At 61.9% G+C, this 26,811-nt stretch carries 29 protein-coding genes; 12 read left to right on the top strand and 17 right to left on the bottom strand.

Features of this window, described 5'->3' with window-relative positions; genetic code table 11:
* Positions 1-91: 91 nt before the first annotated feature.
* Positions 92-748 (top strand): sugar O-acetyltransferase, encoded by a 657-nt coding sequence (locus JS536_RS08030; RefSeq protein ID WP_214356505.1) that lies wholly within the window; start codon positions 92-94, stop codon positions 746-748.
* Positions 749-892: 144 nt separating this feature from the next.
* Here the strand turns inward: JS536_RS08030 and JS536_RS08025 are convergent, their stop codons facing one another.
* The gene (locus tag JS536_RS08025) at positions 893-1,450 is read right to left on the bottom strand and encodes a DUF1349 domain-containing protein (protein ID WP_214356504.1); all 558 of its coding nucleotides are present in this window, start codon (positions 1,448-1,450) and stop codon (positions 893-895) included.
* A gap of 225 nt (positions 1,451-1,675) precedes the next feature.
* On the opposite strand from JS536_RS08025, the gene JS536_RS08020 reads away from it, so the two are divergent.
* Complete coding sequence (locus JS536_RS08020) at positions 1,676-2,668, top strand: AraC family transcriptional regulator (RefSeq protein WP_214356503.1); 993 nt, start codon at positions 1,676-1,678, stop codon at positions 2,666-2,668.
* A 119-nt stretch (positions 2,669-2,787) separates the two neighbouring features.
* Positions 2,788-3,309, top strand: a complete 522-nt coding sequence (locus tag JS536_RS08015) for an NAD(P)H-dependent oxidoreductase (RefSeq protein ID WP_214356502.1) — start codon at positions 2,788-2,790, stop codon at positions 3,307-3,309.
* Positions 3,310-3,431: 122 nt separating this feature from the next.
* Here the strand turns inward: JS536_RS08015 and JS536_RS08010 are convergent, their stop codons facing one another.
* Positions 3,432-4,367, bottom strand: coding sequence for an SDR family NAD(P)-dependent oxidoreductase (locus JS536_RS08010; protein WP_214356501.1), 936 nt, complete (start codon positions 4,365-4,367; stop codon positions 3,432-3,434).
* Positions 4,368-4,484: 117 nt separating this feature from the next.
* Here JS536_RS08010 and JS536_RS08005 point away from each other — a divergent pair, with 117 nt between their 5' ends.
* Positions 4,485-5,129, top strand: coding sequence for a TetR/AcrR family transcriptional regulator (locus tag JS536_RS08005; protein WP_214356500.1), 645 nt, complete (start codon positions 4,485-4,487; stop codon positions 5,127-5,129).
* Positions 5,130-5,144: 15 nt separating this feature from the next.
* On the opposite strand, the gene JS536_RS08000 is transcribed toward JS536_RS08005, so the two are convergent.
* Together JS536_RS08000 and JS536_RS07995 are read right to left on the bottom strand one after the other, a co-directional pair.
* Positions 5,145-6,110, bottom strand: coding sequence for an L-lactate dehydrogenase (locus JS536_RS08000; protein WP_214356499.1), 966 nt, complete (start codon positions 6,108-6,110; stop codon positions 5,145-5,147).
* Between the two features lie 64 nt (positions 6,111-6,174).
* Positions 6,175-6,960 carry a methyltransferase domain-containing protein gene (locus JS536_RS07995; RefSeq protein ID WP_214356498.1) on the bottom strand — a complete coding sequence of 262 codons (786 nt, stop codon included), beginning with the start codon at positions 6,958-6,960 and terminating at the stop codon, positions 6,175-6,177.
* A 180-nt stretch (positions 6,961-7,140) separates the two neighbouring features.
* On the opposite strand from JS536_RS07995, the gene JS536_RS07990 reads away from it, so the two are divergent.
* The 3 genes from JS536_RS07990 (at position 7,141) to JS536_RS11980 (ending at position 10,238) form a co-directional block, all read left to right on the top strand.
* A complete protein-coding gene (locus tag JS536_RS07990) occupies positions 7,141-7,662 on the top strand; it encodes an NAD(P)H-dependent oxidoreductase (protein ID WP_214356497.1) in 522 nt (173 codons plus the stop codon).
* A gap of 519 nt (positions 7,663-8,181) precedes the next feature.
* Positions 8,182-9,297 carry a CTP synthase gene (locus JS536_RS07985; RefSeq protein WP_240544322.1) on the top strand — a complete coding sequence of 372 codons (1,116 nt, stop codon included), beginning with the start codon at positions 8,182-8,184 and terminating at the stop codon, positions 9,295-9,297.
* A 332-nt stretch (positions 9,298-9,629) separates the two neighbouring features.
* Positions 9,630-10,238, top strand: coding sequence for a sugar O-acetyltransferase (locus JS536_RS11980; protein WP_276310843.1), 609 nt, complete (start codon positions 9,630-9,632; stop codon positions 10,236-10,238).
* 21 nt (positions 10,239-10,259) lie between these two features.
* Here the strand turns inward: JS536_RS11980 and JS536_RS07975 are convergent, their stop codons facing one another.
* Both JS536_RS07975 and JS536_RS07970 read right to left on the bottom strand, forming a co-directional pair.
* Entirely contained in the window at positions 10,260-11,267 is a 1,008-nt protein-coding gene (locus tag JS536_RS07975; RefSeq protein ID WP_214356495.1) for a 3-hydroxyacyl-CoA dehydrogenase family protein, read from the bottom strand.
* 50 nt (positions 11,268-11,317) lie between these two features.
* Positions 11,318-12,697: an MFS transporter gene (locus tag JS536_RS07970; RefSeq protein ID WP_346427472.1), complete on the bottom strand. Its 1,380-nt coding sequence runs from the start codon at positions 12,695-12,697 to the stop codon at positions 11,318-11,320.
* A 361-nt stretch (positions 12,698-13,058) separates the two neighbouring features.
* Here JS536_RS07970 and JS536_RS07965 point away from each other — a divergent pair, with 361 nt between their 5' ends.
* The gene (locus tag JS536_RS07965) at positions 13,059-13,949 is read left to right on the top strand and encodes a LysR family transcriptional regulator (protein WP_214356494.1); all 891 of its coding nucleotides are present in this window, start codon (positions 13,059-13,061) and stop codon (positions 13,947-13,949) included.
* A 6-nt stretch (positions 13,950-13,955) separates the two neighbouring features.
* Here JS536_RS07965 and JS536_RS07960 read toward each other — a convergent pair whose 3' ends face one another.
* Positions 13,956-14,993 (bottom strand): HAMP domain-containing sensor histidine kinase, encoded by a 1,038-nt coding sequence (locus JS536_RS07960; protein ID WP_214356493.1) that lies wholly within the window; start codon positions 14,991-14,993, stop codon positions 13,956-13,958.
* Positions 14,994-15,102: 109 nt separating this feature from the next.
* A complete protein-coding gene (locus JS536_RS07955; RefSeq protein WP_214356492.1) occupies positions 15,103-15,807 on the bottom strand; it encodes a response regulator transcription factor in 705 nt (234 codons plus the stop codon).
* Positions 15,808-16,043: 236 nt separating this feature from the next.
* Between JS536_RS07955 and JS536_RS07950 the strand changes: the two genes are divergently transcribed.
* Both JS536_RS07950 and JS536_RS07945 read left to right on the top strand, forming a co-directional pair.
* Positions 16,044-16,910 (top strand): ATP-binding cassette domain-containing protein, encoded by an 867-nt coding sequence (locus tag JS536_RS07950; protein ID WP_214356491.1) that lies wholly within the window; start codon positions 16,044-16,046, stop codon positions 16,908-16,910.
* An 88-nt stretch (positions 16,911-16,998) separates the two neighbouring features.
* Positions 16,999-17,790: an ABC transporter permease gene (locus JS536_RS07945; RefSeq protein WP_214356490.1), complete on the top strand. Its 792-nt coding sequence runs from the start codon at positions 16,999-17,001 to the stop codon at positions 17,788-17,790.
* 205 nt (positions 17,791-17,995) lie between these two features.
* Here JS536_RS07945 and JS536_RS07940 read toward each other — a convergent pair whose 3' ends face one another.
* Together JS536_RS07940 and JS536_RS07935 are read right to left on the bottom strand one after the other, a co-directional pair.
* Positions 17,996-18,394 carry a cupin domain-containing protein gene (locus tag JS536_RS07940; protein WP_214305190.1) on the bottom strand — a complete coding sequence of 133 codons (399 nt, stop codon included), beginning with the start codon at positions 18,392-18,394 and terminating at the stop codon, positions 17,996-17,998.
* A 20-nt stretch (positions 18,395-18,414) separates the two neighbouring features.
* Positions 18,415-18,894, bottom strand: coding sequence for a flavodoxin (locus JS536_RS07935; protein ID WP_214356489.1), 480 nt, complete (start codon positions 18,892-18,894; stop codon positions 18,415-18,417).
* 169 nt (positions 18,895-19,063) lie between these two features.
* Between JS536_RS07935 and JS536_RS07930 the strand changes: the two genes are divergently transcribed.
* On the top strand, positions 19,064-19,729 hold the full coding sequence (locus tag JS536_RS07930) for a DedA family protein (protein WP_214356488.1): 666 nt from the start codon (positions 19,064-19,066) through the stop codon (positions 19,727-19,729).
* A gap of 51 nt (positions 19,730-19,780) precedes the next feature.
* Here JS536_RS07930 and JS536_RS07925 read toward each other — a convergent pair whose 3' ends face one another.
* A complete protein-coding gene (locus JS536_RS07925; RefSeq protein WP_240544321.1) occupies positions 19,781-20,308 on the bottom strand; it encodes a helix-turn-helix transcriptional regulator in 528 nt (175 codons plus the stop codon).
* Between the two features lie 264 nt (positions 20,309-20,572).
* Between JS536_RS07925 and JS536_RS11860 the strand changes: the two genes are divergently transcribed.
* A complete protein-coding gene (locus JS536_RS11860; protein ID WP_240544320.1) occupies positions 20,573-21,193 on the top strand; it encodes an NADPH-dependent F420 reductase in 621 nt (206 codons plus the stop codon).
* A 130-nt stretch (positions 21,194-21,323) separates the two neighbouring features.
* Here JS536_RS11860 and JS536_RS07915 read toward each other — a convergent pair whose 3' ends face one another.
* From JS536_RS07915 to JS536_RS07890, 6 genes are all read right to left on the bottom strand, one after another.
* Positions 21,324-22,580 (bottom strand): MFS transporter, encoded by a 1,257-nt coding sequence (locus JS536_RS07915; protein ID WP_214356487.1) that lies wholly within the window; start codon positions 22,578-22,580, stop codon positions 21,324-21,326.
* A gap of 116 nt (positions 22,581-22,696) precedes the next feature.
* Complete coding sequence (locus JS536_RS07910) at positions 22,697-24,082, bottom strand: GH1 family beta-glucosidase (protein WP_214356486.1); 1,386 nt, start codon at positions 24,080-24,082, stop codon at positions 22,697-22,699.
* A gap of 141 nt (positions 24,083-24,223) precedes the next feature.
* On the bottom strand, positions 24,224-25,162 hold the full coding sequence (locus JS536_RS07905; protein WP_109057254.1) for a carbohydrate ABC transporter permease: 939 nt from the start codon (positions 25,160-25,162) through the stop codon (positions 24,224-24,226).
* A gap of 12 nt (positions 25,163-25,174) precedes the next feature.
* Positions 25,175-26,272 (bottom strand): sugar ABC transporter permease, encoded by a 1,098-nt coding sequence (locus tag JS536_RS07900; RefSeq protein WP_109057253.1) that lies wholly within the window; start codon positions 26,270-26,272, stop codon positions 25,175-25,177.
* An 86-nt stretch (positions 26,273-26,358) separates the two neighbouring features.
* Positions 26,359-26,577, bottom strand: coding sequence for a hypothetical protein (locus JS536_RS07895; protein ID WP_240544319.1), 219 nt, complete (start codon positions 26,575-26,577; stop codon positions 26,359-26,361).
* 135 nt (positions 26,578-26,712) lie between these two features.
* Positions 26,713-26,811: IS3 family transposase (locus tag JS536_RS07890; RefSeq protein WP_140514420.1), on the bottom strand; the 99-nt coding region annotated here is incomplete at its 5' end.

The raw sequence follows: 26,811 nt of genomic DNA, 5'->3' as shown, positions 1-26,811 counted from the left end.
CTACGATGACAGTAGGCCGTGAACCAAGCGGGGCAAGGCAATGCCATGCCGTCGCTTCAACGGTGGACCGATTCCAAGCAAAGGAGCGATTATGACCGTAAACACGTACGACGTCACCGCGGACCTCACCCCGGAGGGACTTGTCGAATGGCAGCGCATGGTGGCTGGCGAGGTCTATGAGGACTCGCACCCGGAAATCGAACGCAAGCGCGTGGAGGCCAAGAAACTGTTCCGCGCCTACAACCGGCTCGATTACGATCAGGAGGACGAACGCCGTGCCATCATGGAACAGCTGTTCGCCGCGGTGGGTGAGGACGTGTTCATCGAGCCGAATTTCCGTTGCGAGATGGGCCGCAACATCACCATCGGCTCGCACGCCTACATCAACTTCGACTGCGTGATGCTCGACAACGCGCCCATCACCTTGGGTGATTACGTGTGGATCGCGCCGATGGTGGGCCTGTTCGCCACCAACCATGCGCTCGATTTCGAGGAGCGTAAGAACGGCGCCTGCCAGGCCAAGCCGATCGTCATCGAGGACGGCGTGTGGCTCGGAGGCCACGTGACGGTGCTCGGCGGCGTGACCATCGGCCGAGGTTCGGTGATCGGTGCGGGTTCGGTGGTCACGCACGACATTCCGGCCGGTGTGGTCGCGGTCGGCAACCCGGCCCGTGTGCTCCGGCCGATCACCGAGGCGGACAAGACCGGCTTCTGCGAGCGCATCGCCGCCCGCAACGCTGCACGCTGAGCACTCGCGAGCACCCCTCCCTCGTCCGTGCCCCATACTCCGTCTCCCGAATCTGAGACGGGTTGGCTCGATTATGCCACCACGATCCAACCAACCCGTCTCAGGTTTACCGACGCATACCCAGATCAGCGCTTCCCACAGGCTTCACTGTCCAGCACGCGGATCCTTCAGCCCCTCACGCACGATGGTGAAATCGGTGAAGTATCGCTTGCCGCCTTCACCGGTAGGCGACTGCGCCTCGAACCCCACTTGGAGCGTCTTGGCGAATGGCATGCGCGCCAGACGAGACATGTAGTAGAAGTCGCCGTCATACGAGTAGTGAATGGAGAATACGTCGCCGGTACGGGCCAGCTGGAGCCAGATGGAGTCGCCCGGGATGGTCACGCCATACCCGTCATCGGAATGATCGTTGGTCATCACCGTGACCACCGACTTGAATCCGTAGTCGCCTTGTTCGAAGCAGGCCTTCACCCAATGGGTATCATCCTGGAAGGCGAACAGGCCGGCACCGTCGAACTGGCTTTTGTGTTCCAACCGCACTTTGGCGCGACAGGTGAAATCACCCTCGATCGTCGTATACGCAAATGCGGCGTCCGCCTTGACCTCCCCGCTGACCGGATTGGCGAAGTAGTCCTTGCCCGGCTCCGCTTCCATGATCAGCACGTTGTCTTTGATTTCGAAGGTGCAGTTTCCTTGCAGCATGATTATCTCCTTTGGTTGTCTCACCCGCAGCCCTCTGTCGGGATGCAGGCGCTATATAAGTACGGGGATATGTTTTACGGACATGGCTTTTCTGAACCATGTGTACTATGAGATTAATTCCAGATTTAACATGCCACCACCAAAATAACGGCCATTTTTCACTATTATTGAATCAGAAGATGCAATTATATTTCCACCACTGTTGCAATAGGCAAGGAGTCAACCATGCCAGCCGAACCCGCCCCATCACGCCCTCCACATGTCCTGTCGCTCGCCGCGAAAGATGCTGCCAATACCCTGAACAAGGCCGTTCCCGTCAACGATGATTATTCGGAGGACATCCGCTATGACGACCCGTCCATACCGATTCATTTCTGTATGGATTACTTCGATACACTCATCGGCCATGAGATCAACATCCACTGGCACACGGATTTCGAATTCGCTTTCATGCTGAAAGGCGCATGCGATTATCACCCGCATGGCACCTCGAATACAATTCGACTGCAACAGGGCGATGGCATCTTCGTGAATTCGAAAATGCCGCATTCGGCGGATCATCCCACACCGGGTGCCGTGATGAGCTGCTTGACCGTCTCCCCGCTGTTCTTCTCGGGACAACCGGCCGGTACCATCTATCTCGACCATGTGCTGCCAGTGTCCAGCAAGCCGTTCGCGGGGCTGAGACTCACCGCCGAACGGGATGCCGTCATGCTGAGGGAGATTCGAGCGCTCACCGCGGTCGGCCGGCATGATCCCATGCGAGCATTGGACTACATGACGCACATGGCCACGTTGTGGAAGGAATTGCTCCGGACACTGTCCACAAGGGACATCCCGGAAGCGCCGAGTGTCGAGCAGCGCCGCGAACAGCGTATGCGAGTCATGCTCGTGTTCATCCAGCAGCATTATGGCGAGCCGATCGATTTGAACGATATCGCGGCGAGCGCTTCGGTCAGCAGGACGGAATGCTACCGTCTCTTCAAAACCCATACCGGCAGCAGCCCCGTGGACTATCTGCTGTCGTACCGGCTGAGGCAGGCGGCCGCAAAGCTTGTCTCCGACGACGACAGCATCGCCCATGTCGCCCGCATCTGCGGCTTCGCCAACGCCAGCTATTTCGGCAAACGATTCCGCGAGCACTTCGCGCTCTCTCCCGGTATATACCGCAAGCAATACGGCGACCGCGATTCGTCAGATTCGTCGGCTGTGAGATGAATATGACACGCCATACGCCGGTTGCTCCACCGTTACGCCTATAGTTCATTTTGAGATATACCGGCTTGCAATATTACTCAGCGAGCCATGTGAACACCCACTCGTAAAGGAGAGGCAACATGAAGACCCTGGTGCTCGTATTCCACCCGTCCCTGAAGGGCCAGTCCCACGTCAACGCCGCGCTGGTCGAGGCCGCCGAGGGCCTGGAGAACGTGACCGTGCGCGACGAGTACGCGCTGTACCCGGACGGCAAGATCGACGTCAAGGCCGAGCAGGCCGCCGTCGAGGCTGCCGATCGCGTGGTGTTCCAGTTCCCGCTGTACTGGTTCTCCTCCCCCGCCCTGCTGAAGACCTGGGAGGACGACGTGCTGGAGCACGGCTGGGCATACGGCTCCGAAGGCCACGCCTTCGAGGGCAAGGAGTTCGGCGTCGCCGTTTCCACCGGTTCCCCGGAGTCCAAGTACCAGCCGGAGGGCGACAACAAGTTCAAGATCGAGCAGGTGCTCGTCCCGTTCCAGGGCACCGCCAACCACATCAACGCCACCTGGATCAAGCCGTTCGTGACCTTCGGCTCCTTCGGCATCTCCGATGAGGCGCTGGCCGAGGCCGTCAAGAACTACAAGGATTACCTGACCAAGTAGTCTGCGGTTTTCCTTGCATCCTCCACGGCTCCTTCGATCACGAGGGAGCCGTTTTCATATTCGGTTCACCTCGCATGAACCAAGCATGAACCGACCCGTATACAGCATCTATTGCATCGAAATCAAAGCAACGACAACGTCAAATCAACACCTTCAAGATACGGACGGCAAACTTCGGCGCAATACCGCCAAATGCGACGCTCACCTTCCTCGGATACCCATTTCGCATTGATGCGCTTGCGTCGCATATTGCCCCAGAATTCGCCGCTCACTCCTTCGACGGCCGGCGAAGAGGCCAACGCCACGCTGGTTCGCGCGCCATGCCGCGCGGTGCGTACGAACGGGAGCCAGAACACCAGCAACGGCAACATCCAAGGTGTTTTGCGCAGCGATTCGCGCTGCAACGAGGTGGCGGCCGATCCGGGCTCCACGGTATTCACCGTAACGTTGCGCACACCAGCCGCTTTGAACCGCGCATCGAACTGCCGCATCAGCCACCAGACATACAACTTCGAGAGGCCATAGGCGCGAACCATTGAATAATGACGCTCCAGTTCAATGTCGTCAAGCATCGGCCGGCCACCTTGACGATAGGATTCACTGGCCACGGTGACGATACGAGCGGATTCACCGCGTTTCAACATCGGCAGCAGCAGATTGGTCAGCAGGAACGGTGCAAGCGTATTGATGGCGAACGTCTTCTCATGACCTTCCGCCGTGACTTCTCGCTCGGAGCCGAACTGCCCTCCTGCATTATTGACGAGCACGTCAAGCCGCCCATAAGTAACGGTGATTTCATTTGCGAATCGTACGACTTCGCTCATCAGCGACAAATCGGCCACATGGGCGTATACGTTGCGGTTGCCGGTGCGCCGTTCGACCCAATCACGTGCTTCCCGCGTCTTCTTTGGATTGCGACCGTGCATGATGACCGCATGCCCTTGAGTCGCGAGCGCGAGCGCCGTCTGTTTGCCGATGCCGCTGGATGCGCCAGTCACCAGAATGACTTTGCCCGCGGATGATGATGTATTGATGGATTGCACAGTGCTCATGGCCATCGATTGCGCCTTTCCGATTATGATGTAACAAGTGTGACATCATTGACGATAGCCATCGAGCTTTGGCAGCCGCAAGGCATCTCGGCACGGCGATGACAGAACGAAAGGAACTGTGACATGGCGCATGCACCTCAGACCGGGGCATCAACTCAACAGTTCGCAGACGGCGATAGCACCAAAGCCCGCAGAATTGCCACCCTGCATCGCAATAACGAGGAATCGAACGCTTTTGTGCGCGCATGCATCGAAGGCGCGCTTATCCAACTGATGGAAACGAAGCCATTCGAATCAATCACCGTCACCGACATCGCCACACGAGCCGGTGTCTCACGCAATGCCTACTACCGTAATTACGCCTCGAAAGAGGCGATTCTAGACGGGTTCCTCTCCACCATCTTCGAACAGATCAATCACAGTCTGATGCGATACGACCCGATGACGCAGACCCGCGAGGCCTGGCTGGCCATGCTTGCCGGCGTGCGCAGCATCGCGCCGCAGTATCGGCTTATTCTTGAGGCAGGCCAAGGAAACCGCATTCGCGAGCGGATGCGCGCGAGCATGAATCGCAGCGCCGTCCGCTGCCAGATCGGCCCACGCTATGCCGCCTGCTATTGGGCGGGTGCACTGTGCGAAGTCATCGACCAGTGGGTGCTCAACGACATGGATGCGCCTGACGAGGTGCTGGCCGGCATCATGACCGATCTGATGCTTCATGGCGTCGCCACCGCCGAACGCTACCATACCGGCTGCCAAGCGGCATGACCAGAGAGCCTCACATCACAAACGGTCGGCAATCAGCGTGCAATGTTCCCGTACCACGGCCGCGGAAGCATGGAATTTTGCTAGTTCATCCTCGTTGAGATGAAGGTCGACGAAGTCGCCCACGCCACTGCCATCGAGCGCAACCGGGAGCGAAAGGAATACATCCCGTTCCCTATACTCGTATTCGCCGCTTATCAATGTGGACACGGATACGACGCCACGTTCGTTCCACAGGATTGTCCGAATCAGCCCGGCAACGGTTGCGGCGATACCGTAGCTGGTTCCGCCGCGCAATCCTTTGATGTCGAGGCCTCGCCTGCGAGTCTGCTCTTCGATGCCGGCAAGCGTGACTCCCGGATATCGGTCGCGGTTGTCCTCCAAATACTGCGCGAACGATTTGCCGATGAACGAAACCGTGGACCACGGCACAAATTGCGAATCGCCATGTTCGCCGATCACATATCCCGATACCAATCGCGGATCGAGATGCGTGGTTGTGCCGATAATCGCTTTCATACGGGAAGTATCGAGCGCCGCACCCGAACCGAACACCTGCGCTCGCGGCAAACCGGTACGCCGCCACGCGAACCAGCTCAACACGTCAACCGGATTCGACACCATGATCAAAATGCCATCGAAACCCGAATCCCTGATGTGCTTCAGTATCGGATCCACAATGTCGATGGCCGCATCGAGCTCCTGCATACGGGTCTCGCCCGGCTTCGGTTTCGGCCCGGCCGTGATGACCACCACATCGGCGCTGGCGCAATCATCCCAGTCACCTGCCCGAATGGTGATGAATCGGCCGAGGAATTCGGAGCCGTCGGCCAAATCCATAGCCAAGCCTTTTGCTTTATCCGGATTATGGTTGATGAGCACCAGCTCATTGCATAATCCTTGCTCCACGATGGCGCTGGCCACCGCCGAACCCACGCTGCCGGTTCCGACGATCACCACCCGATTGTGATGCGAAGCAATCACAAGCTTTCCTTTCCTTGCACGAGCCTTCCCGCGACCCGCAACCGCTGCCGAAACCCGACCCGCATCACTTCACTGCGGTGAAGAAGAATCGCGGGAACGGGAAGATGATGCTGCCGTCCGACTGTATTGGGTAGGCTTCACGCACTTGGGCGAATACCTTGGCCTCGAAGTTCGCGCGCGACTCATTATCCGGCAGCGCTTGCAGATATGGGCGTAGCCCCGTGCCGCGGTACCAATCCATAATCGCTTCATGCGAAGGCAACGTATGCATGTACGAGGTCTTCCACATGCGGAAACTTGCCGCGTGTTCACGCAGCAATTCCCAATAATCAGGAGGTGTCAGATTATAGAATTCCCGCTGCTGCGGCAGTCGATCCGCATAGTCCGGCGAGTGCACGATTTCGGCGATGATGCGGTGGATCGGCTCCTCGTAGTTCATCGGCGTCTGCACGGCCAGCATGCCGCCACGCTTCAGGCGCGCAAGCAGTTCCGGGATCAGTCGCTCATGGTCGGGCACCCATTGGATGCATGCGTTGGAGAACACCACATCGAAGTCGTTCGGCAGCGCGGCGAGCTCATCCGGCTGCGATACGTCGCATAGCGCGAAGTCGATATCGGGATGGGCCTTGCGTGCGGCATCGATCATCTCCGGAGAATTATCGATACCGAGGATCTCCGCATGCGGGTAGCGTTCGCGCAGGACCGCGGTGCTGTTGCCCGGCCCGCAGCCGATGTCTAGCACACGCTTGACACTGCCGTCATCGGGAGGCAGCTGCATCGCCAAATCACGCGAGGGTTGCGTGCGTTCGTTCTTGAAGCGCAGGTATTGCGCGGAATCCCATACGACCATGGGCCCTACGCTAATCCGCGACACAGGGGTGTCCATATTGCTGACCACATGCCGGACTGCATGGTCAACAGCCGCGGTTGCGCACGGCTGCGCGAAACGGCATATCGATGGCAGTACGATAGGAGCGGCAATGTCGCCTCATCATCGGCATTCGCGACCCACAAGGCAGAAAGGTTCCCCATGAAGACTTTGGTACTGGTATTTCACCCGGACATGAGCAAGTCCCGCGCCAACGCGACGTTGATGGCCGCGGCGCAGGAACTGTCCGCAGACAAGGTCACCGTGCGCGACGAATACGCACAGTACCCGGACGGCAGGATCGACGTCGCCGCAGAACAGCGGCTCATCGAATCGCACGACCGCATCGTATTGCAGTTCCCGCTCTACTGGTACTCCTCCCCCGCCCTGCTCAAGGAATGGGAGGATCAGGTGCTGGCGTTCGGCTGGGCATACGGGCCGGACGGCAAGGCGCTCGAGAGCAAGGAAATCACGGTGGCCACCACCGCGGGCGGCCCGGAAAGCGAATACCAGCCGGAAGACAACGGCGCCACGATGCACGAAGTGCTGTCGCCCTACCGCATGATGGCCCGTTACGTACACGCCGCCTGGCGCGAGCCCTTCGTGGTCTTCGGCGCGATGGAGCTTTCCGACGAGGCGTTGGCCGAAACCGCCAAGCAGTATCAGGCGTTCCTTTCGGCCTGATACGTCGACGCCGTTCCCGGCAGAAGGCGGCTGAGGCCGCGGAGCGCATACCGACGCTATTGGTCTGGCGCGCACATGTCAGGCGCATGCTCATCATGCGGCAGCCTTGGCGGGCCCACGGCCACGAGTCGCTGACCCGATGGCGTTATCCAGTCGCCCATCCACCCAACCACCCACCCGTACGCCTCGCGCGCACTTAACCCTCACTATGTATGCGCCCCAACGAAGCGCCCGCATACATAGTGAGGGTTGAGACCTCCGAGTCCTCACTATGTATGCGGGTACCTGGTTCAGCCGCATACATAGTGAGGACTCAAAGTCGAATCACGGACAGTCAACACCATTCAGCACCCACGCAGCTCCATCAGACCCGCAATACCCCAGCAAACGAACACGGCTTCACACCATCGCACAGTCGCAATCGGATTATCCGCAGCCGCCAGACCGGCCGACCGAAGCTGAAACCACATACCCCGTTTCGGCTTGCCAAGCCAACGCCTCGCATTTGACCATGGCATCATGAGAACGCACCATGCCCTTGACCGGCTCATCAACGACGCCGAGCAGAACCTACGTTGTTTCCATCCGCCGACCAACACCTTGCGCCAAGCCGTCCTCGTACGAATTCGCAATGGCTATGTGACACGAACCTTCCGCAACGCATACGCACGCACCGATTACTGGAAGTCGCTGAATCCAGCAGAGCAATCACGCCATATCATTCGAACGCTTTCCCGGCAATTCCCCAATCGGGTGTTTGCGGGCCTTAGCGCGGCGGCGATCCTGCAATTGGACTACAGCTGGAGCCTTCATCACGACAACGTCGTATTCGTCACACAACAGACGGGAACGTCCGCACGCACATACCAAGGCATACGGCGCATCCACGCTTCAACGACGACAGTCACGACCATGCTGCATTACCGCACAGGCAGCGGAATCGGCACGTTGTTCCTTGCGTTACCGCCTGAATCACCGCGAATAGCCAACATAACGATTGGCGGAAGAAAACCGGAGATCACCAATATCGTACCGATAACCTCCCCCGCGCAGACCCTGGTCGACTGCGGATTGCAGTTCTCATTCATGCATGCCTTGCCCATGTTCGATTCCGCGGCACGCAGAAAGCTCGTTACCACCGAGCAAATCATCGAGGTTTGCGATCAATCGCGAACGGATTGCAGTCGCGCGTTAAGACTTGCGCATTACATGAATCCACTCAGCGAGAACGGCGGCGAATCCTTGTGTCGCGCCGTCATCATCGAAGCCGGGTTCGTGGTTCCCGATCTGCAGCATGCATTCACCAATCCCGATGCCCCGTGGAAGGAATATCGGGTGGATTTCGTCTGGCATACGCCCGATGGGCGCATCATCGTATTGGAGTTTGACGGCACCGCCAAATATGTGGATCCCACGATGACCAATCGCCGGAACATCCAACAGGTGGTGAACGCCGAGCAGGAGCGGGAGGCAGGCTTGCGCAAAGCCGGCGTGTCGACGATCATTCGGACCAATTACGACGAGACCGTGCAGCGGACGCCCCTGATCCGCAAGTTGTTCGAGGCCGGGGTCCCTATGGTCACCATGAATCCGTTCTTCGAGCGGGCAACGGATGCCGATGGACAGGCGACGTAGGCAACGAAACACAACGTGCACGACACCGGTTATGCGAGAGGCCGCTGGTGCCGCCGGCCCGTCCCCGCAGATTGGCCTTCTCACGCATCACGCCACGGCAGCACATCTCACGCCACCGCAATACTCACTAAGTATGCGTCCGAACCAAGGAACCGCATACATAGTGAGGATTCAAGGGTCCCAATCCTCACTAAGTATGCGTGCGCTCCGTTGAGCCGCATACATAGTGAGGATCGCGACTCCGCTATACGCCCCGCTAGCCCATCGCACTGCGGCAACCTATAATGATAACGCAAACATCGTTGGAATCACGCGACTATAGGAGGCCATCAATGGACAACGCGAAGCGGCGCGAGGAGCAGCTGCCGTATCACTATGACGATCCGAGCATCATGGGCGGCCAACTCGAATACCAGGAGAAGCTGTGGGAGTTCAACCGGACGCACCCCACCGACGCGGAAGGCAAACAACGACTCCTCAAGGAGATGTTCGCCGAAATCGGCGACGGATGCCATGTGGAGACGCCGGCGCACGCCAACTGGGGCTTCCACCACGTCCATATGGGCAAAGGAGTCTACTGCAACGTGAACTTCACCTGCGTGGACGACGCGGACATCACCATCGGCGACTGGTGCATGTTCGGCCCGAACGTGGTCATCGCTACCGCCGGCCACCCGGTGCTGCCGGTGCTGCGCGAACATCACTACGTGTACGCGATTCCGGTCACGATAGGCCGCAACGTCTGGGTCGGCGCGAACGTAACGATCCTGCCGGGCGTCACCATCGGCGACAACTGCGTCATCGGCGCGGGCTCGGTGGTCAGCCACGACATCCCGGCGGACACCGTGGCCTACGGCGTGCCCTGCAAGGCCGTGCGTCCGATTGGCGAGAAGGATCGGGAATACTACTGCAAGAACCGCAAGCTCGACGTGTGGGAGTAGCGGAGCCCGGCTTTCGGCCGGTTACTTTCCGGCTGCGGCGGCATCCTCCTTGAGTGCGCGCAGCAGGGCCTTGTCGCGTTGCTCGATGACGCGCTTGCCGTCCTCGCCCTGCCAGGAGAAGAAGCCACGCCCGGTTTTGGCGCCAAGGTTGCCCTCCTTGACCTTTTCGGCGAGCAGCGGCGAGGGGCCGGTGCCGTTGTCCATGTCGTCGAACAGGTAGGTGCTGATGTTGTAGAACACGTCGAGGCCGCCAAGGTCGATGCTGGCCACCGGACCGACCAGGTTCCATCGGCGGCCGAGGCTGTACTTCATCACGTCATCCACGGTGGCGGCGTCGGCGATGCCCTCCTGGATGATGTGGAATTCCTCGCGCAGCACGGCCATCTGCAGTCGGTTGCCCACGAATCCCAGCGATTCCTTCTTGATTTTCGCCGGCTTCTTGCCGATGAGATTCATGAGGTCGAAGGTCACGTCCACCACATGCGGGTCGGTGTGGGCGCCAGGCACCACTTCCACCAACGGCATCAGTTGCGCCGGGTTCCAGAAGTGGGCGACCACGAATCGCGCGGGATGCTTCAGCACCGACTGGATGGCGGTCGGGCTGAGCCCCGACGTGTTGGTGGCGAAAATCGCGTCCTCGGGCGCGAACCGCTCGATCTCGCGCCACACATCCTGCTTGACCTCCAGGTTTTCCGCCACCGATTCGATGACGAAATCGGCATCCGTCACGCCTTCCTCATAGCCGACGACCGGCGTGATGCGGGCGAGCACATCGTCCACGGATTCGCCCTCATGCAGCAACCCGGCATCGGCGAACGTCTCGGCGTCCGCCCGAATGCGAGCCATGCCGCGGTCGAGCGAGGCCTCGCTGCGGCCGACCAGGCGCGTTTGGTAGCCGGCGAGCGCGAACTGCAACGCAATGGCATGGCCCATCGTGCCCGTGCCGACGTTGGCAATCACCTTGATATCGTTCGCATTCTTCACGTTTTTCACGTCCGACGCCGCCGCGCCATCCCGCTCCTGTGCCATCCGCCACCATCTCCATTCATCCTCGACGTTGATGACCTCGCAATTCCCGATTATGCCACCGATTCGGCGGCCGCGGCAGTCACGGGGGCATCCTTCCACCGCAGGAGTTCGAATGCCAGCACGTACGCGAGCAGCAGCGCGGAGGCCAGGAACACGCAGCGCAGGGCAAGGTCCAGCGAAGGCAGGAATGTGGCGATGACGCCGAATACCGCCACACCGATGGCACCGCCGACCTGGCGGAAGGTGTTGAACATGGCGGAGGCGATGCCGGCCTGCGAGGCGTTCACGCTTTTCAGGACCACCCCCGCGGCCGCCGGCGTGGTGATGGCCGCACCGAATCCGACCACGCTCAGCCCCGTGGCGATCACCCACACCGGAATCGGCCGAGGGGTCAGAAACTCGAACATGAACCCGGCGATCATGATGGCCAGTCCCAGGGTGATCGAGAACTTCGAGCCGCGTGCGGTGACGATGCGCCCGCCCGTCAGGTTGCCGACAATGGTCACGAACGCGGACGGCACGAACACCAGACCGGCCGCGAACGGGTTCATGTGCAACTCGTTCTGCAGAAACATCGTGCAGATGAACACCATGCCGTACCAGTTGAAGATCATGATGAATCCGATCTGCAACGCCACCTGCATGCCGCGCACGCGGAAGAGGCCGAGCGGCATCATCGGGGCGGCGACCTTGGTCTGCGAATACGCGAACGCCACGAGCGCCGCCACGCCGGCCAGGAGCGGCAGCAGCGTCGCGGGAGCGGCGATACCGGCGGAGCCGACTTCGATGATGCCCGCGACCAACGCTCCCAATCCGGTCAGCGCCAGGATCTGGCCGATCCAATCGAATCGGGTGGGGCGTTGCGGCGAGGGCGCGATGCGCGGGGCGACCGCCAGAATGGCCAGGCAGAACGGCACGTTGATGGCGAACACCAGGCTCCAGTGGATCGGCGTCAGCAATCCGCCGAGCAGTGGCCCCACCGCCGAGGCCGAAGCGCCGCCCGCACCCCAGAGCGCCAATGCCCACGCGCGATATCGCGGATTCGGGCTGGCCTCGTTGATCAGCGACATCGACGCCGGCAGCAGCAGGGCCGAGGCGATGCCGAGCACACAGCGGCCGGCGACCAGGGCCATCATCGACCATGCGAACGAGCAGAACAGCGATGCGCCACCGAACAGCGCCGCGCCGATGAGGAAGATGCGTTTGGCGCCGAACTGGTCCGCGAGACTACCGGCGAAGAGCAGCAGCGCCGCGAACAGGAGCGTGTAGCCGTCCACCACCCACTGTTGTACGGCCATATCGCCGCCGAGGTCGGATGCGATGGTGGGCAGCGCCACGTTGACGATGAGCACGTCCATGCCGGCCAGGAACGAGGCGATGGCCGCCGCGGCCGTGGTGAGGTTTGCGGAATGCTTCGATACGGAACTCACAGGTATCCTTCATACATATACTTTTGGTTATTGCGTGAGATACTGTACGCTTAGGAAGTGTTGGAAGATATGCGTTTGTGAATGATTATGGTTTATGGGTTGTAAACCAGTGGTTTACAACCACTCCCCTCAGTCGGTCTCCGACCGGCAGCACGTCCGGCAATTAATGACGAACTCCGTTCGCGTTGTGCCGGCTCGACTGTCGTCTCGCACATTGCCTACAAACAGCTCTGCCGTTTGCTCCACGGCAATGTCCTCAGCGAGGGAAGCCGAAACATCAGCATACTGGGGCTTCTCGCTGATGAAGCTGTCGGTATAGCCGACCAGGGGGAACATTCCAAGAAAGGCAGGCCGGTTCATCATGTACGACAAGCGACTGGACGCCATCATCGCGGCGGCGGACACCGGCAGTTTCGCCAAGGCCGGGCGCGAACTGCACATCTCCACTCCGGCCCTGGCCAAGCAGATCAACACGTTCGAGACGGAATACGGCCTCACCCTGTTCGTCCGTTCCCGCAGCGGCGTGGAGCTCACCCCTCAGGGCCGCGATTTCGTCGCCGACGCGCGCGGCATCATGCACCAATGCAAGGAGCTCATCAGTCGCACGCGGCGCCGCTCCGCCGCCGATGTCGAACCAGTGCGTCTCGGCGTCTCCGTGCTGCGCTCCGGCCGCCGCATCCTCGACCTGTGGCAAAAGGACGCCGGCAAGCATCCCGAGATCCGTCTGGAACTGGTCTCCCTCGCGGACAACACCACGACCATCAACAGCATCATCGCCCATCTGGGTCAGGATATCGACATGGTGTCCACCGCGTTCGATGCCGACTATTGGAGCCGGTATTGCGGCACATTGGTGCTCGACTACGAGCCGCTGTGCCTTGCCGTGCCGCGCGAGCACCCGCTCGCCCGTCTGCCGATCATCACGCTGGACGACCTGGCGGGCACGCGCGTCCACATCATCGCCCAGCATCACGGCGGCGACGAGACCGCCCGCGACCTGCTCTCCCGGCATGCCGGCATCGAGCTCGTCGACATCGACCACTACGGACTGGACACGTTCAACGAATGCGCGCAGGCCGGCGACCCGCTCATCTCCAAGCCCATGTGGGCGGACGTGCATCCGCAACTGGTGAACGTGCCGGTGGATTGGCCCGAACCGGTGGGCCTGTCCTACGGCCTGCTGTATCCGCGCGACCCCTCCCCCGCCGTCGCCGCGTTCATCGAACGCATCCGCGAGCTTACGGCGGTCTGACCGGTGCTATGCGGCCAACGGCAGGGTGATCAGCATCGTGGTGCCGGAATCCGACGTGGATTCCACGCTCAGCGTGCCGTCGTATCGGCTGGCCACGTCGCGGGCCAACGCCAGTCCCAGCCCGTAGCCCTGATGTTCGGTGCCGTCGTCATCGCGCGCGAACCTGCGGAACAGTCGCTCCGGATCCGAGCCGATGCCGCTGCCGCAATCGGCGACGCGAATAGCCACGTCGCCGTGATGATGGTAGCCGAGCGAGATCGTGACCGCGGAATCCGCCGGGGAATGCGCGATGGCATTGTCAAGCACCGCCACTAGACAGCGCGACAGACCCACGGCATTGCCACGCACCACGAACCGCGCTGGATCCCCATCGATATGGGTACGCAGGCCCACGCCGCGCTTGTCCGCCAGCGGCCTCACCGAATCGATGGACTGGCTCATCACCTCGGCGAGCGCCACCGGCCTGGCGTCCACGGCACCGCGCGCGGCCACCAGCAGATCGGTGATGATGGCGTTCATACGGTCCACATCGCCGCGCAGGTCGTCGATGGCACCGTCGATCGGCTGGCCATGGGCCCGCCGGAATTCGATGAGGTCGATGCGCGTGGAGATGACCGCCAACGGTGTTTTGAGCTCGTGGCTGGCATCCGCCACGAAGTCCTTCTGCAGTTCGAAGGCGTGCTCCAACGGCGCGACCTCCTTGCGCGAGTAGTATCGCCCGATCAACGCCACGGCCGCGATGACGCCGAGCACGAACAGCACGGTGAATCCCACGGCCTTTCTGGTGTCGATGACCATCATGCCCGAGCCGAACTGTTCGGTGACGGACATGGCATTCGGGTCAAGCCCGCGCTCGGTGAACTCGTGGCGCGAGCCGAGCAGCACGCCCGCCACGAATATGAGCCCGCCCACCACGGTGATGATGGTCATCGCGATGGTCATGCGCAGGCTGATCAGGCCGGCAACGCTGCCGGGCCGATGTGTGCCCGCATGCTTGTCTGTATGTGTGCCCGCATGTTTGTCCGTATGCGAGTCATTCGACATTGTTCGTCCTTCCTCATGCCGTTCCTCATCCAATCAGGCCCCGCCGAACCGTTCCGCAGGCGGCCGGACCGTCGCCCCCCCTGATGGGGAGCGCCAACGAAGCCGCCGTCTAATCCTGCGGCCGCCCGATTCGATAGCCCTTGCCACGCACGGTGGAGATAATGCCGCGCGTGGTTTTGCCGCGTACGTATGACACGTACACGTCCACGGCACCAATGTCGCTGCCGGTCGAGAACGCATTCTTCAGCAGTTCCTCGCGGCTGAACACATGGTCCGGCGCCGCGGCAAGGGTGGCGAGCAGCTTCGATTCCACGTCGGTCAGCGGCACCGTCCGCCCATCCGGGTCCTCGATGATGTTGGAGCCGGGTTTCAGCAGCCAGTCGCCGATCATGATGCTCGCCGCCTGGGCGTGGAACCCGCGCAGCAGCGCGCGCAGCCGGGCCTCAAGCTCCACCACATGGAACGGTTTGGTGAGGTAGTCGTTGGCCCCGGCATCCAGTCCGTCCACGATGTCGTCCACTTCCGCGAGAGCGGTCAGCACCAGCGCGGGCGTGGCGACCCCGGCCGCGCGCAGGCCGCGGATCAGATCCAATCCGTCACCGTCCGGCAGACGACGGTCCACGATCATCGCATCGTATGTGTCCGCGGCAAGCCTGCCACGCGCATCCGCGATCGTTTGCACCCAGTCCACGCGATAATCCAGTCCGAGCATTTCCGAGGTCATCGATCCCAGATTCGGATCATCCTCGATGAACAGCACGGCCGGCAGCAGCAGTCGTCCCGGATCGGTCGCGTAATCGTTCGCCGTCGTCATCCGCATACCTTCGCATTCGCATTGCCCAGCCCGAACAACCGCAACCCCGTCCGTGGAAGCCTCCGTAAAGCCCTGACCCCGCAGGGAACTTTCACGAGGCGAACCGGCCCGGAGCGCGTATTCGGCTCGGCGATAAGCCTTTTCCTACGGTTATATCAGACCGCCAAACATCTAAGAGTCCGCTAAGAAACGCGCGGACGTTGGCGCAATGCCGCCGGCGAAGTAACGTGCCCAATATGAGCAGTACGGAGAACGTATTCACCGCGAATGGGGTGACATGCATCGTGCCGGCGCAAGGCGAGCGCCGCACGATTTTCGAGAATCTTGAATTTGCGATTGCCCCCGGTAAGATCGTGGATCTGGTCGGGCCGTCCGGCTCCGGCAAGAGCAGCCTGCTGACAGCGTTCGCGCGACTGAACCCGCATGCGACCGGCTCGTTTACGCTGGACGGGCATGATTCCGGTGAGTTCACGCCGCAGCAGTGGCGGCATGAGGTGGCGTATCTGCCGCAGAAACCGATTCTGCCGGGCGAGACGGTGGCCGATGCGATTCGTCTGCCGTTCACGCTGGTGATTCGCGCGGGAGACAGCGGGATCGGCAATGCAAGCGCCGCCGTCGAGGCAGGCGTTGCGTCGGACGGCACCGCACCTCATGCTGCGCCCGTCAATACCACCGGCGCGACCTCCTCGCCACATCGCATCGGCAACGTCGGTCTGGGCCGTAGGTTCGTGGCGCTGTTCCGCAACAACGACCAGCAGGCGCGCAGACTGCTCACCGATCAGAAGATCCGCATGACGTTGGATGCGATGGGTTGCGAGGATATCGACCTCGCCCGTCCGCCGCATGACCTGTCCGGCGGCCAGGCGGCGCGTGTCTCGCTGGCGCGCACGCTCCTGACCGAACCGAAGGTGCTGCTGGCGGACGAGGTGGACGCCGGCCTGGATGACGAGAACGCCGAGAAGGTGGCGGATATCATGGCCACCGCGGCGGCCGGCGGCATGGCGATCATCCGCATCCGTCACCGCCCGCCGGATGGCCGCGCCTCCCGAATCGTGACCCTGGCCAACGGAACGCTGACCGAGAAGACCGGGGCGCAGGTATGACCCCGCTGCCGGCGCCCTTCTCTGAGGGGGACCGTCCGCAAAGCGGACCGAGGGAAGCGAATCGTGAATATGAAGGAAGACACCAGGCATGACAGGTAACGCATACGACATTGACATCTGGGGCCTGTTGGTCGCTTTGGCCATGGTGGCCGTCGCGGCCGGCATCAGCGAGCTCATGCGCATCAACATCGGCAAGACGCTGCTGTGGTCCGCATGCCGCGCGTTGCTGCAATTGTGCGCGATGGGCTTCATCATCGGCTATGTGATCCGCGCGAACAACGTGTTCCTCGTGTTCGCGGTGATCGCGGTGATGCTGGTGGCCGCCGTGCAGATCACGCTCTCGCGTGCCAAGGGCATACCGAAAGGCCTCGCCGGCCCGGTGCTGCTGAGCCTGACCATCACGATGCTGCTCATGATCTCGCTGGTCACGGAGCTCGTGGTGCGCCCGCACCCATGGTATGCGCCGCAGCTCGTGGTGCCGCTGACCGGCATGCTGCTCGGCAATACGGTCTCCGCATTGGCCGTGGGACTGAGCCGATTCTACGAGAGCATGAACGAACGCCGCGACGAAATCGACACGCTCCTGGCTCTGGGCTCCACGGCTTGGGAGGCCGCCCGGCCTTCGATCGTCTCCTCGATCCGGCTGGGTCTGCTGCCCACCACGGCCACGCTGGCATCCTGCGGCATCGTGACGATTCCCGGCATGATGGCCGGTCAGGTCATCGCCGGCGGCGACCCGCTTGAGGCCGCCAAGTACCAGTTCGTGGTGTTCGCCGCCATCGCCGCACTGACCCTGGTGGCCGACAGTCTCATCATGGCGATGGTCTACCGCACCTGTTTCACCGCCGACGACCAGTACAAGCCGCCGGAAATGCGGTAGCGGGCGGTTAGGAGCCGCTTTCGGAGGCCAGATACGCGGAAACCCTCACTATGTATGCGGCTCAACGAAGCACCCGCATACATAGTGAGGGTTTTAGGGCTCGAAGCCTCACTATGTATGCGGAGCCTTGGTTCGGCCGCATACTTAGTGAGGCTTCAGACAGGTTTACCCGTCATCGACGGGTAAACAAGGGGTGATTGAGCCGTCACGCCAGCTTCCTGTAGGCTTCCTCGTCGACCGGCTCCAGCCATTCGGTGGAGGCGCCTTCCTTCTTGGGCATGACGGCCACATGGGCGAACGCCTCGGTCGGCGCGGCGCCATGCCAGTGCTTGGTGTCCGGCGGGATGTAGGCCACCTCGCCCGGCTTCAGCTCCACGGGCTCCTGCCCTTCGATCTGGTAGTAGCCGCGACCGCCCACGGCCAGCAGGATCTGGCAGATGCCGTGGTGAATATGCCAGTGGTTCGTGCAACCGGGCTCGAAGGTCACGTTGGCCACGTTCACCTGATCATCACCGGCGAGCGGAGCCAGGTAGCTTTGGCCTTCGAAATACTGGGCGAAGGCGTCGTTCGGCTTGCCCATCGGGAATGCGCTCGGATTTTCCATGACTGAATGTCCTTCCTTCGTTACAGATCGAGTCCGCCGACCCACTTGGCGAGTTCGGATTCCTTGATGTTGGCGGCCAGACGACGGCCGGCGACCCAATGCGCGGCCGGCGCGGAATCGTGCAGCTGCACGCCATCGGCGCCACGGGTGCTGGAACCGGACGTGGCGAACGTCACGATGGTTTTGCCCGCCCAATCCTCGCTTTCCAGGAACGTGCGGACCACGCGCGGCGCGGTCTCCCACCACAGCGGGTAGCCGACGAACACCACGTCATACGGTTTCACGTCAATCGGCTTGGCCAACGCCGGACGCATGTCGCGGTGGGTATGCTCCACGGACGAGCGGCTCGCGGTGTCGCGCCAGTTCACGTCGGCCGCGGTGTACGGTTCGGCCGGTTCGATCTCGGTCAGGTCCGCGCCGATCGCCTTCGCCAGACGTTCCGCCACCGCCTTCGTGGTGCCGGTCGCAGAGAAATACGTCACCAGAATCTTCTTGCTCATGTCGATTCCTTCCATCGCAATGTTCAGCTCCATTGAACCGCCGCCGTCCGCATCCGTCCAATAGGTATGGGTGATGATTCGCCATGCGCAAAATGCATGATTGCCGCGAACGCCCGCACGCCCCGGTGTCTTAGTTCCAGGCAAGCGCCCATGCCATAGCGTGAGTGCCATGAACATTGCAACCATTACGCAGTGCCCGGTTTCCACGGGCGGATTCATCGGCGCTATTACCAACTGGCTCGTTGGGCTCATGTCCGTGATGGGCTGGCTTGGCACCGGCATCGCCGTGTTCCTTGAAAACCTGTTCCCGCCGATTCCCAGCGAGGTCATCCTGCCATTGGCCGGCTTCACCGCAGCGCAAGGCCGCATGACCCTCATCGAGGCCATCGCCGGCGCGACCATCGGCTCCGTGATTGGAGCACTGGTGCTGTATGCCATCGCCTATGCGATTGGTGCCACACGCATGCGCAAACTGTTCGATCTCATGCCGCTCACCGACGCTTCCGACATCGACAAGGCCAACGCCTGGTTCGCGAAATACGGTCTGGCTTCCGTGCTCATCGGCCGAGTGATCCCGATCGTGCGTTCGTTGATTTCGATTCCCGCCGGCATCGCCCGCACGAATCTCATGAAGTTCACACTACTCACCACGCTGGGTTCCGCGGTATGGAACACGATTCTGATCATGGCCGGCTATGTGCTCGGTGCCGGCTGGTGCTCGATCCTGGGATTCCTCGACAAATTCCAGTACGCGGTGGCCGCCATCGTGGTGGCGTTGCTCGTCTGGTATGTGGTGGTGAAGGTGCGCTCGCATCTTGCGACCGCTCGAGAATGATCCGGTTTTGGTCTCATCGGTGCGTTGATGAGACCAAAGGGATTCCCGCAATCACTCGACGCCGAGTTCCTGTTTGAGCCACTGGCGTTCGGCGTCGATCTCGGCGTCATGAATCATGAGCACGGCGCGGCGGTACTTGTCGGCCACCTTGTCGTTGTCGATCGGGCCTTCGCCGTCGCTGTACAGCCGGCGCACGTCGGAGCCCAGCGATTCGAGACGCCTGCGCAGCACCGCGCGGCGGTCGGCTTCGTCGGGGATGACGGAGAGGAACGACATGACGACCGCCCATTTGGTGATGTTGGTGAGGTTATAGCCGCTTGTGTTCTTCAGCTCCTCGATGAGTACGTCACGCCCGGCCGGTTCGAGATGGAACTCGCGCAGCCGGCGGCCGTTCACCACGTTGAAGGTCTCGCCGATGTAGCCGGCCTTGACGAATTTGTTGGTGACGGAATGCAGGGTGCCGTCGGAGACCGCCTGCATATAGCCCTGCAGCTGGTCCATCTTCTTGCGCAGCCGATAGCCGCACAACGGCTCCTCCGAGAGGAAGCCCAAGGTCATGAGTTCTACGGTGTTCATCATATGTTCATGATATCTCAAGCCGAGATATCTCAGAACGACACGCCGGAAGCCGAAGGCGGGCGCGACGCCGCAAGGGCCGGAATTCCAACGTTTTTCAGTTTGATATAAATCCTTTCGATATATCTCAGTTTGAAATATCTCTTGTTGAGGTGCATACTGGCATCAACGCGAACGCAAAGGATACCGACCGAGGCAACCAAGCAGTCGCAGGCAACAAATCAGTGGAAAACGTGCCGGTAACGGCAACCATCGAAAGGACTTATCATGAGCAACATCACCATCTTCGGCGCAGGCAACATCGGTTCCGCTGTGGCGGGCATCGCCGTCAAGGCCGGCGCGAACGTGCAAGTCATCGACCGCAACCCGGACAAGGCCGCAGCGGCCGCGACCGGCGTCACCGGCGCGAAGTTCGGCGAGGCCACCGTCACCGGCGACATCGTGGTCCTGGCCCTGCCGTTCCCGGCCTACGACGAGGTGCTCGCCGCGTATGCCGATCAGCTGGCCGGCAAGACCGTGGTGGACGTGGCCAACCCCATCGACTTCACCACCTTCGACCTGGCCCTGCCGGAGGGCGCCAAGTCCGCCGCCGAGTGGCTGGCCGCCAAGCTGCCGGAATCCAAGGTGGTCAAGGGCTTCAACACCACCTTCGCCGCCACGCTCGCCACCGGTGAGAACGACGGCGCCCCGACCGTGGTGCAGCTCGCCTCCGATGACGAGGACGCCAAGAAGTCCGTGGCCGCCTTCATCGAGGCAGCCGGCCTGAAGACCGTGGACGCCGGCCCGCTCAAGCGCGCCCAGTACCTCGAGGGCTACGGCGCCCTGCAGATCGTCCTCGGCGTGACCGAGCAGACCCCGTGGACCGGCGGTTTCAAGGTCGTGAAGTAAGCAATCTCTCGTATCCCGCGCAGTTACTGCCGGTATCAAGGCCAAAACAGGCAGTAACTGCGCAGACATGTTTTCAATGGGTGGAACCTCGGCTTTCCGGGATTCCACCCATTGTTCGTTGTCACGGGAACTACCGGGCGGACTTGATGGTCGCGATGCACGGAACACTGATCAACGCCATCAATGCCGCGCCGATGAACACCGGCCGGTAGGTTCCGCACACTGCATACATCGAAGAGGTGATGACCGCGGCCAGGATCATGCCGGATGTATTGGCGAGGTTCAGGATGCCCAGCCCCTTGCCGGCCTCATCCTTGTTCGGTAGCACATCGATGCTGAGCGCCTGATTGCTGGCGTTGTAGGTGCCGTATCCGAGCCCGGCCAGCACGCCGTATATATAGAATCCCGGCACCGAAGGCACCAGACGGGGAGTAAGGAATCCGCAAGCCAGCAGTATCGCGGCGATGATGAGCAGCGGCTTCCTTCTCCCCCATCGCTCCGCGATGACGCCGCTGACGATCATGCCGGTGAGGCTTGCAATCATGGTGCACGACGACAGCACCGCGATGGTGGCCGCGGCCTGTTTGGCGTTCTGCCCAAGATAGCTTTCGAGGATATAGAGCTGGTAGGCGAACACCATGTTGTAGGCGAGCATCAGGCAGAACCGGCCGACCAGCGCCTTGTAGAAGTCCGACGCCCCGCGGGTGGGTGGTTTGAAGCTTTTCAGAATCGCGGCCACGCCGTCGCCGGCCTTTGGCAGGTTCACGGCGGACGGTTCCTTGGGCCATATGGTCGTGACGATGAGGCCGTCCAACGCCAGCAGACAGGCCGCGACAGCGAAGCCGACGGTCTTCTGTTCGTGGAACATCGCGCCGAGCATGGTGCCGAGCGCATTGCCGGTGGTGGTGCCGAGCCCGTATGCCACGGACATGCGCACGCGCAGGCTGCCGGGAATCCGGTCCGACAATGTGGCGAGGGTCGGCGACAGCAATGCGTTGAGGAACAGCTGCAATCCGCACCAGGCCGCGATGATGGTGATCGTCTGCTGCGCGACCGCCACCAGGAACAGGCAGGTTCCCGATGCGATGGCACCGCCGATCATGAACGGCGTGCGACGTCCGAACCGCGAGCGCGACCGGTCGGAGAGCGAGCCGAACACGATGTTCGCGCATAGCGCCACGATCGCGCCCGCCGCGTTGAGCTGCGCGATCATGCCGTTCGGGTCGGCGAACCCGTCGTCCTTGAGGCGTTGCGGAAGCAGCACCATGCTGGCGGAATTGAAAGCCGTCATCCACAGCAGGCCACAGAGGAAGAAACCCGTGAGGAAACGGATCATGGTCGGCATGGGAAGGGCAATCCGGGACGAGACGTCTTCCTCATGACTCATTGATTCGTGATCCTTTGGAGGGTATGGCCGCTGGTGGGTGACGGCTGACGGGCCGTGTGCCCGCCGGTTGTTCCCCGGTGGGCACACGTCGTATGGTTCCGGAAGTCGGGGAATCGTCAGATGGCGTTGGCCTTGACAATCTCGCCGTAGCGCAGGGCGGAATCCTTCCAGATGCGCTCCTCGGTGTCGTAGTCGACGCGGATGATGCCGAACCGCTTGCTCAGGCCGAGCGCCCATTCGAAGTTGTCCAGTAGCGACCATGCGTAGTAACCGGTGACGTTCGCGCCGGCCTCGATGGCGTCGGCGACCGCGCGGATGTGGTGGTTCATGTAGTTGACGCGCTGCGGGTCATGGACGATCTTGCCGCCGGGGGCCGCGGCGTCCTCGGTCACCTCGTCGTCCCAGGCGGAACCGTTTTCGGTGACCATAAGCGGCAGGTCGGGGAATCGTGCGCTCAGCTCGGTGAGCAGCGTGGTCAGGCCGTGCGGCTCCTGGTTCCAGCCCATCGCGGTCAACTCGCCGGTCGGCGGCAGGAATTCTACGATGTCCTGCGCGGGGGCCGGCACGCCCTCGTTGACGTTGCCCGGAGCGGCGGCGCGCACATGCGAGGTGGAGTAGTAGTTCAGGCCGAGCACCTGCAGCGGCTGGTGGATCGTCTCCAGGTCGCCGTCCTTGACGAACGCCCAGTCGGTGATGTCCGCGGTGGCGGCCAGGATGTCCGGATCGTAGCGGCCTTCGAGCATCGGGCCGTAGAAGACCTCGTTGTTCATCAGGTCGGCGCGGTGCTTGGCCGCGATGTCCTCCAGCGCGTCCGTCTCGGCGATGTTGACCGCCGGGTTCAGCGTCACGGAGATGCGGGCCTTGTCGCCGAGCACGGAACGGATGGCCTGGGTGCCGAGGCCGTGCGCGAGGTTGAGGTGGTGCACGGCCTCGAGGGACTTCGCGTAATCCTTGATGCCCGGCGCATGCACGCCGTTGCCGTAGCCAAGGTACGCCGCACACCACGGCTCGTTGAGCGTGATCCAGGTGTCGATGCGGTCGCCGAACCGTTCGGCGAGCACCTGCGCGTAGTCCGCGTAACGCTTCGCGGTGTCGCGGTTCGGCCAGCCGCCCTGGTCCTCGAGATACTGGGGCAGGTCCCAGTGGTAGACGGTGCAGGCGGGCTTGATGCCGGCCTCGCGCAGGGCGTCCAGCAGACGCAGGTAGTAATCGACGCCGGCCTGGTTCACCTTGCCGTTCGGCTCGGGAATGATGCGGGACCAGGACACGGAGAAACGGTAGGCGCCCACGCCCATCCGCTTCATGATGTCGATGTCCTCCATGTAGCGGTGGTACTGGTCGCACGCGCGCTCGCCGGACGTGCCGTCGGCGATGGTGCCGGGCTTGGCGCAGAACGTATCCCAGATGGAGGGGGTGCGGCCGTCCTCATGGATGGCGCCTTCGACCTGGTAGGAGGCGGTGGCGGTGCCCCAGGTGAAATCTTGCGGGAAAGTGAAGGTCATGTGGGTATGCTCCTCGACTTTGAGGTTGGTGGAAAGACGGCATTCCCGTCTGTAAGGAATAGAACGGAGAAAGGGAACGGTTGCCGGTCTCCCGTGAACGCGGGAGACCGGCAACCGTCAAAGGAGGGACAGGGAAGTCTATCAGCCCTTGACGGCACCGGCCATGATGCCGGAGACCAGCTGCTTGCCTGCGAAGAAGAAGAGCAGGACCAGCGGGAATGTCGTCAGCAGCACGCCGGACATCACGATGGTGTAGTCCGTGAAGTACGCGCCCTTCAGTGCAGCCGCGGCGGTGGTGAGCATGCTGTTCTTGTTGGCGCCCAGCACCAGCATGGGCCAGAAGTAGTTGGTCCACTGGCCGATGAAGGTGAAGAGGAACAGCATGGCCGCCGCAGGACGCGCGGCCGGCAGGCCGACGGAAAGGAACGTACGGAACATGGAGCAGCCGTCCACGCGCGCCGCTTCGATGAGTTCGTAGGGCAGGGCGTCGGAAAGGTACTGCGTCATCCAGAACACGCCGAATGCGCTGACCAGGCCGGGGATGATCACGGCGAGCAGGTTGCCGTACAGGCCGGCCTTGTTGGCCATGATGTACAGCGGGACCACGCTCAGCTGCTGCGGGATGGTCATGGTGGCCACCACGCAGGTCAGCAGCACGTTACGGCCGCGGAAGTGCAGCTTGGCGAAGGAGTAGCCGGCCAGCGTGCTGAAGAACACGGTGGAGATGGAGACCACGGTGGCCACGGTGAACGTGCCGCCCAGGGCCTGCCAGAACTTGAGTTCGCCGAAGGCACGGCCGAGATTGCGGAACAGGGATCCGCCGGGGATCAGGGCCTGCACGCCGTACTGGTTACTCGGGCTGTCCTGCGAGGCGATCGAGATCGCATAGTACAGCGGGAACACGAAGAGCAGCAGGGTCACGATCAGTCCCGCATAGCTGCCCCAGCCGGGTTTGCGGCCTTCGGAGGTCATGCCCAGACGGGCCTTGCGCTGACGGGCCGCCGCCCGGGACACGCCCTTGCCGTAGACCTGCTCGAGAACTGGGGTGCCGAGTTCGTTCTTGGTTGATTCTTTACCCATGATGATTCCCTCTTACTCGATTCCCGCAGCCGCGCGTGCGTTCACACCGGAACGGATGGCGCGCTGACGTTCGGCTTCGTTACGTTCCGCGGACAGCTTCTGGGCCTTCTTGTCGCCCTTGCCGCGTCCGCCGGAGGCCATGCGCTGGGTCAGGTAGAAGTTGAGCAGCGCGATCGCCACGATGATGAGGAACAGCAGCCAGGCCACGGCGGCCGCGCGGCCCAGGTTCGGCTGGCCGGGGGTCACGTTCACGAAGCCGAGCTTGTACAGGTAGAGGCTCACGGTCAGGTACTGGTTGTTCGGACCGCCGCCGGCGCTCGCCGCGTTGTGGAAGAGCTGAGGCTCATCGAAGATCTGCAGACCGCCGATGGTGGAGGTGATGATGACGAACAGCAGGGTGGGACGCAGCATCGGCAGGGTGATGGAACGGAAGGTACGCCACTTACCGGCACCGTCCACGACGGCCGCTTCGAGCACGTCACGCGGGATGGCCTGCATGGCGGCCAGCAGAATCAGCGTGTTGTAACCGATCCAACGCCAGTTGACAATGGTGGCGATGGCGAGATGCGACCAGATCGTGCTGCCGTGCCACATGATGGGCTGCAGTCCGATCTCCTGCAGGACCACGTTGATGGCGCCCATCTTGTCGGAGAAGATCTGGGAGAAGATGATACCTGCGGCGGACGGGGCCACCACGTACGGCAGCAGCACGCCCATACGCCAGAAGGTCTTGGCCTTGAGGTTGGCGTCAAGAATCCATGCGAGCCACAGGGCGATGATGATCTGCGGCACGGAGCTCAGCAGGAAGATGCTCACCGAGTTGCGCAGGGCCACATAGAAGGTGGGCTGGTGAAGCACCCACTGGAAGTTGCCGTACCAGGACGGCGTGGTGCTGTCGCAGGTGGCGCCGCACACGGCCAGACCGGCGTCACCGGTCAGCGTGTTGTACTGGCGGGTCGCGATGACCACGGTGTAGATCAGCGGGAACAGACCCACGATCAGGAACAGGATGAAGAACGGTGCGATGTAGATGTACGGCGAAGCCTTCCATTCGAAATTGCCGAGCCTGCTCCGCCACGAGGCCTTCGGCTGTGCGTTGTTCGCTGCCATGTTGTCTCCTTTGACAAATCCCCCAAAGAGAAGGTGCCGGGCCGGAAACCTGCCAACCCGGCACCCTTTCAATCACTTATGCGATGTCAGGACAGTGCCTTGACGTCCTCGACGTACTGCTTCCAGGCCTGGGAGGCGGACTGCTCCTGGGTCACGTCCACGCGACCGAGGGCATCGCTGAGCTTGGAGTCGATGTCGTAGTACTGGGCGCCGGTGTAGGGCACGACCTTGACGGCCTCGGCACGGTCGGCGAAGATCTTGCCGATCGGGGCGTTGTTCAGGAACTCATCGGTCTTGTCGGCCACGGCCGGATCCTTCATGGCGGTCGGGGAGCTCGGGTAGTTGGAGGCGGCCTTGAAGGTGGCGACCTGCTGCTCCGGGGCGGTCAGCCAGGCGACGAGCTTGGCGGCCTGGGGCTGCGGACATTTTCTTGGAGATAATCACGCAGCCATTCCTTGGCTTTGACGGTATTGTACCGGGCTCATCCAACCAAGCGACTGTTTGATGCGCTCGTGGTTGTACCAGCGTATGTACTCATC

This window comes from Bifidobacterium sp. SO4 (assembly GCF_018555355.1).
GTDB lineage: Bacteria > Actinomycetota > Actinomycetes > Actinomycetales > Bifidobacteriaceae > Bifidobacterium > Bifidobacterium miconisargentati.
This window is presented reverse-complemented; position numbering and strand designations above follow the sequence as displayed.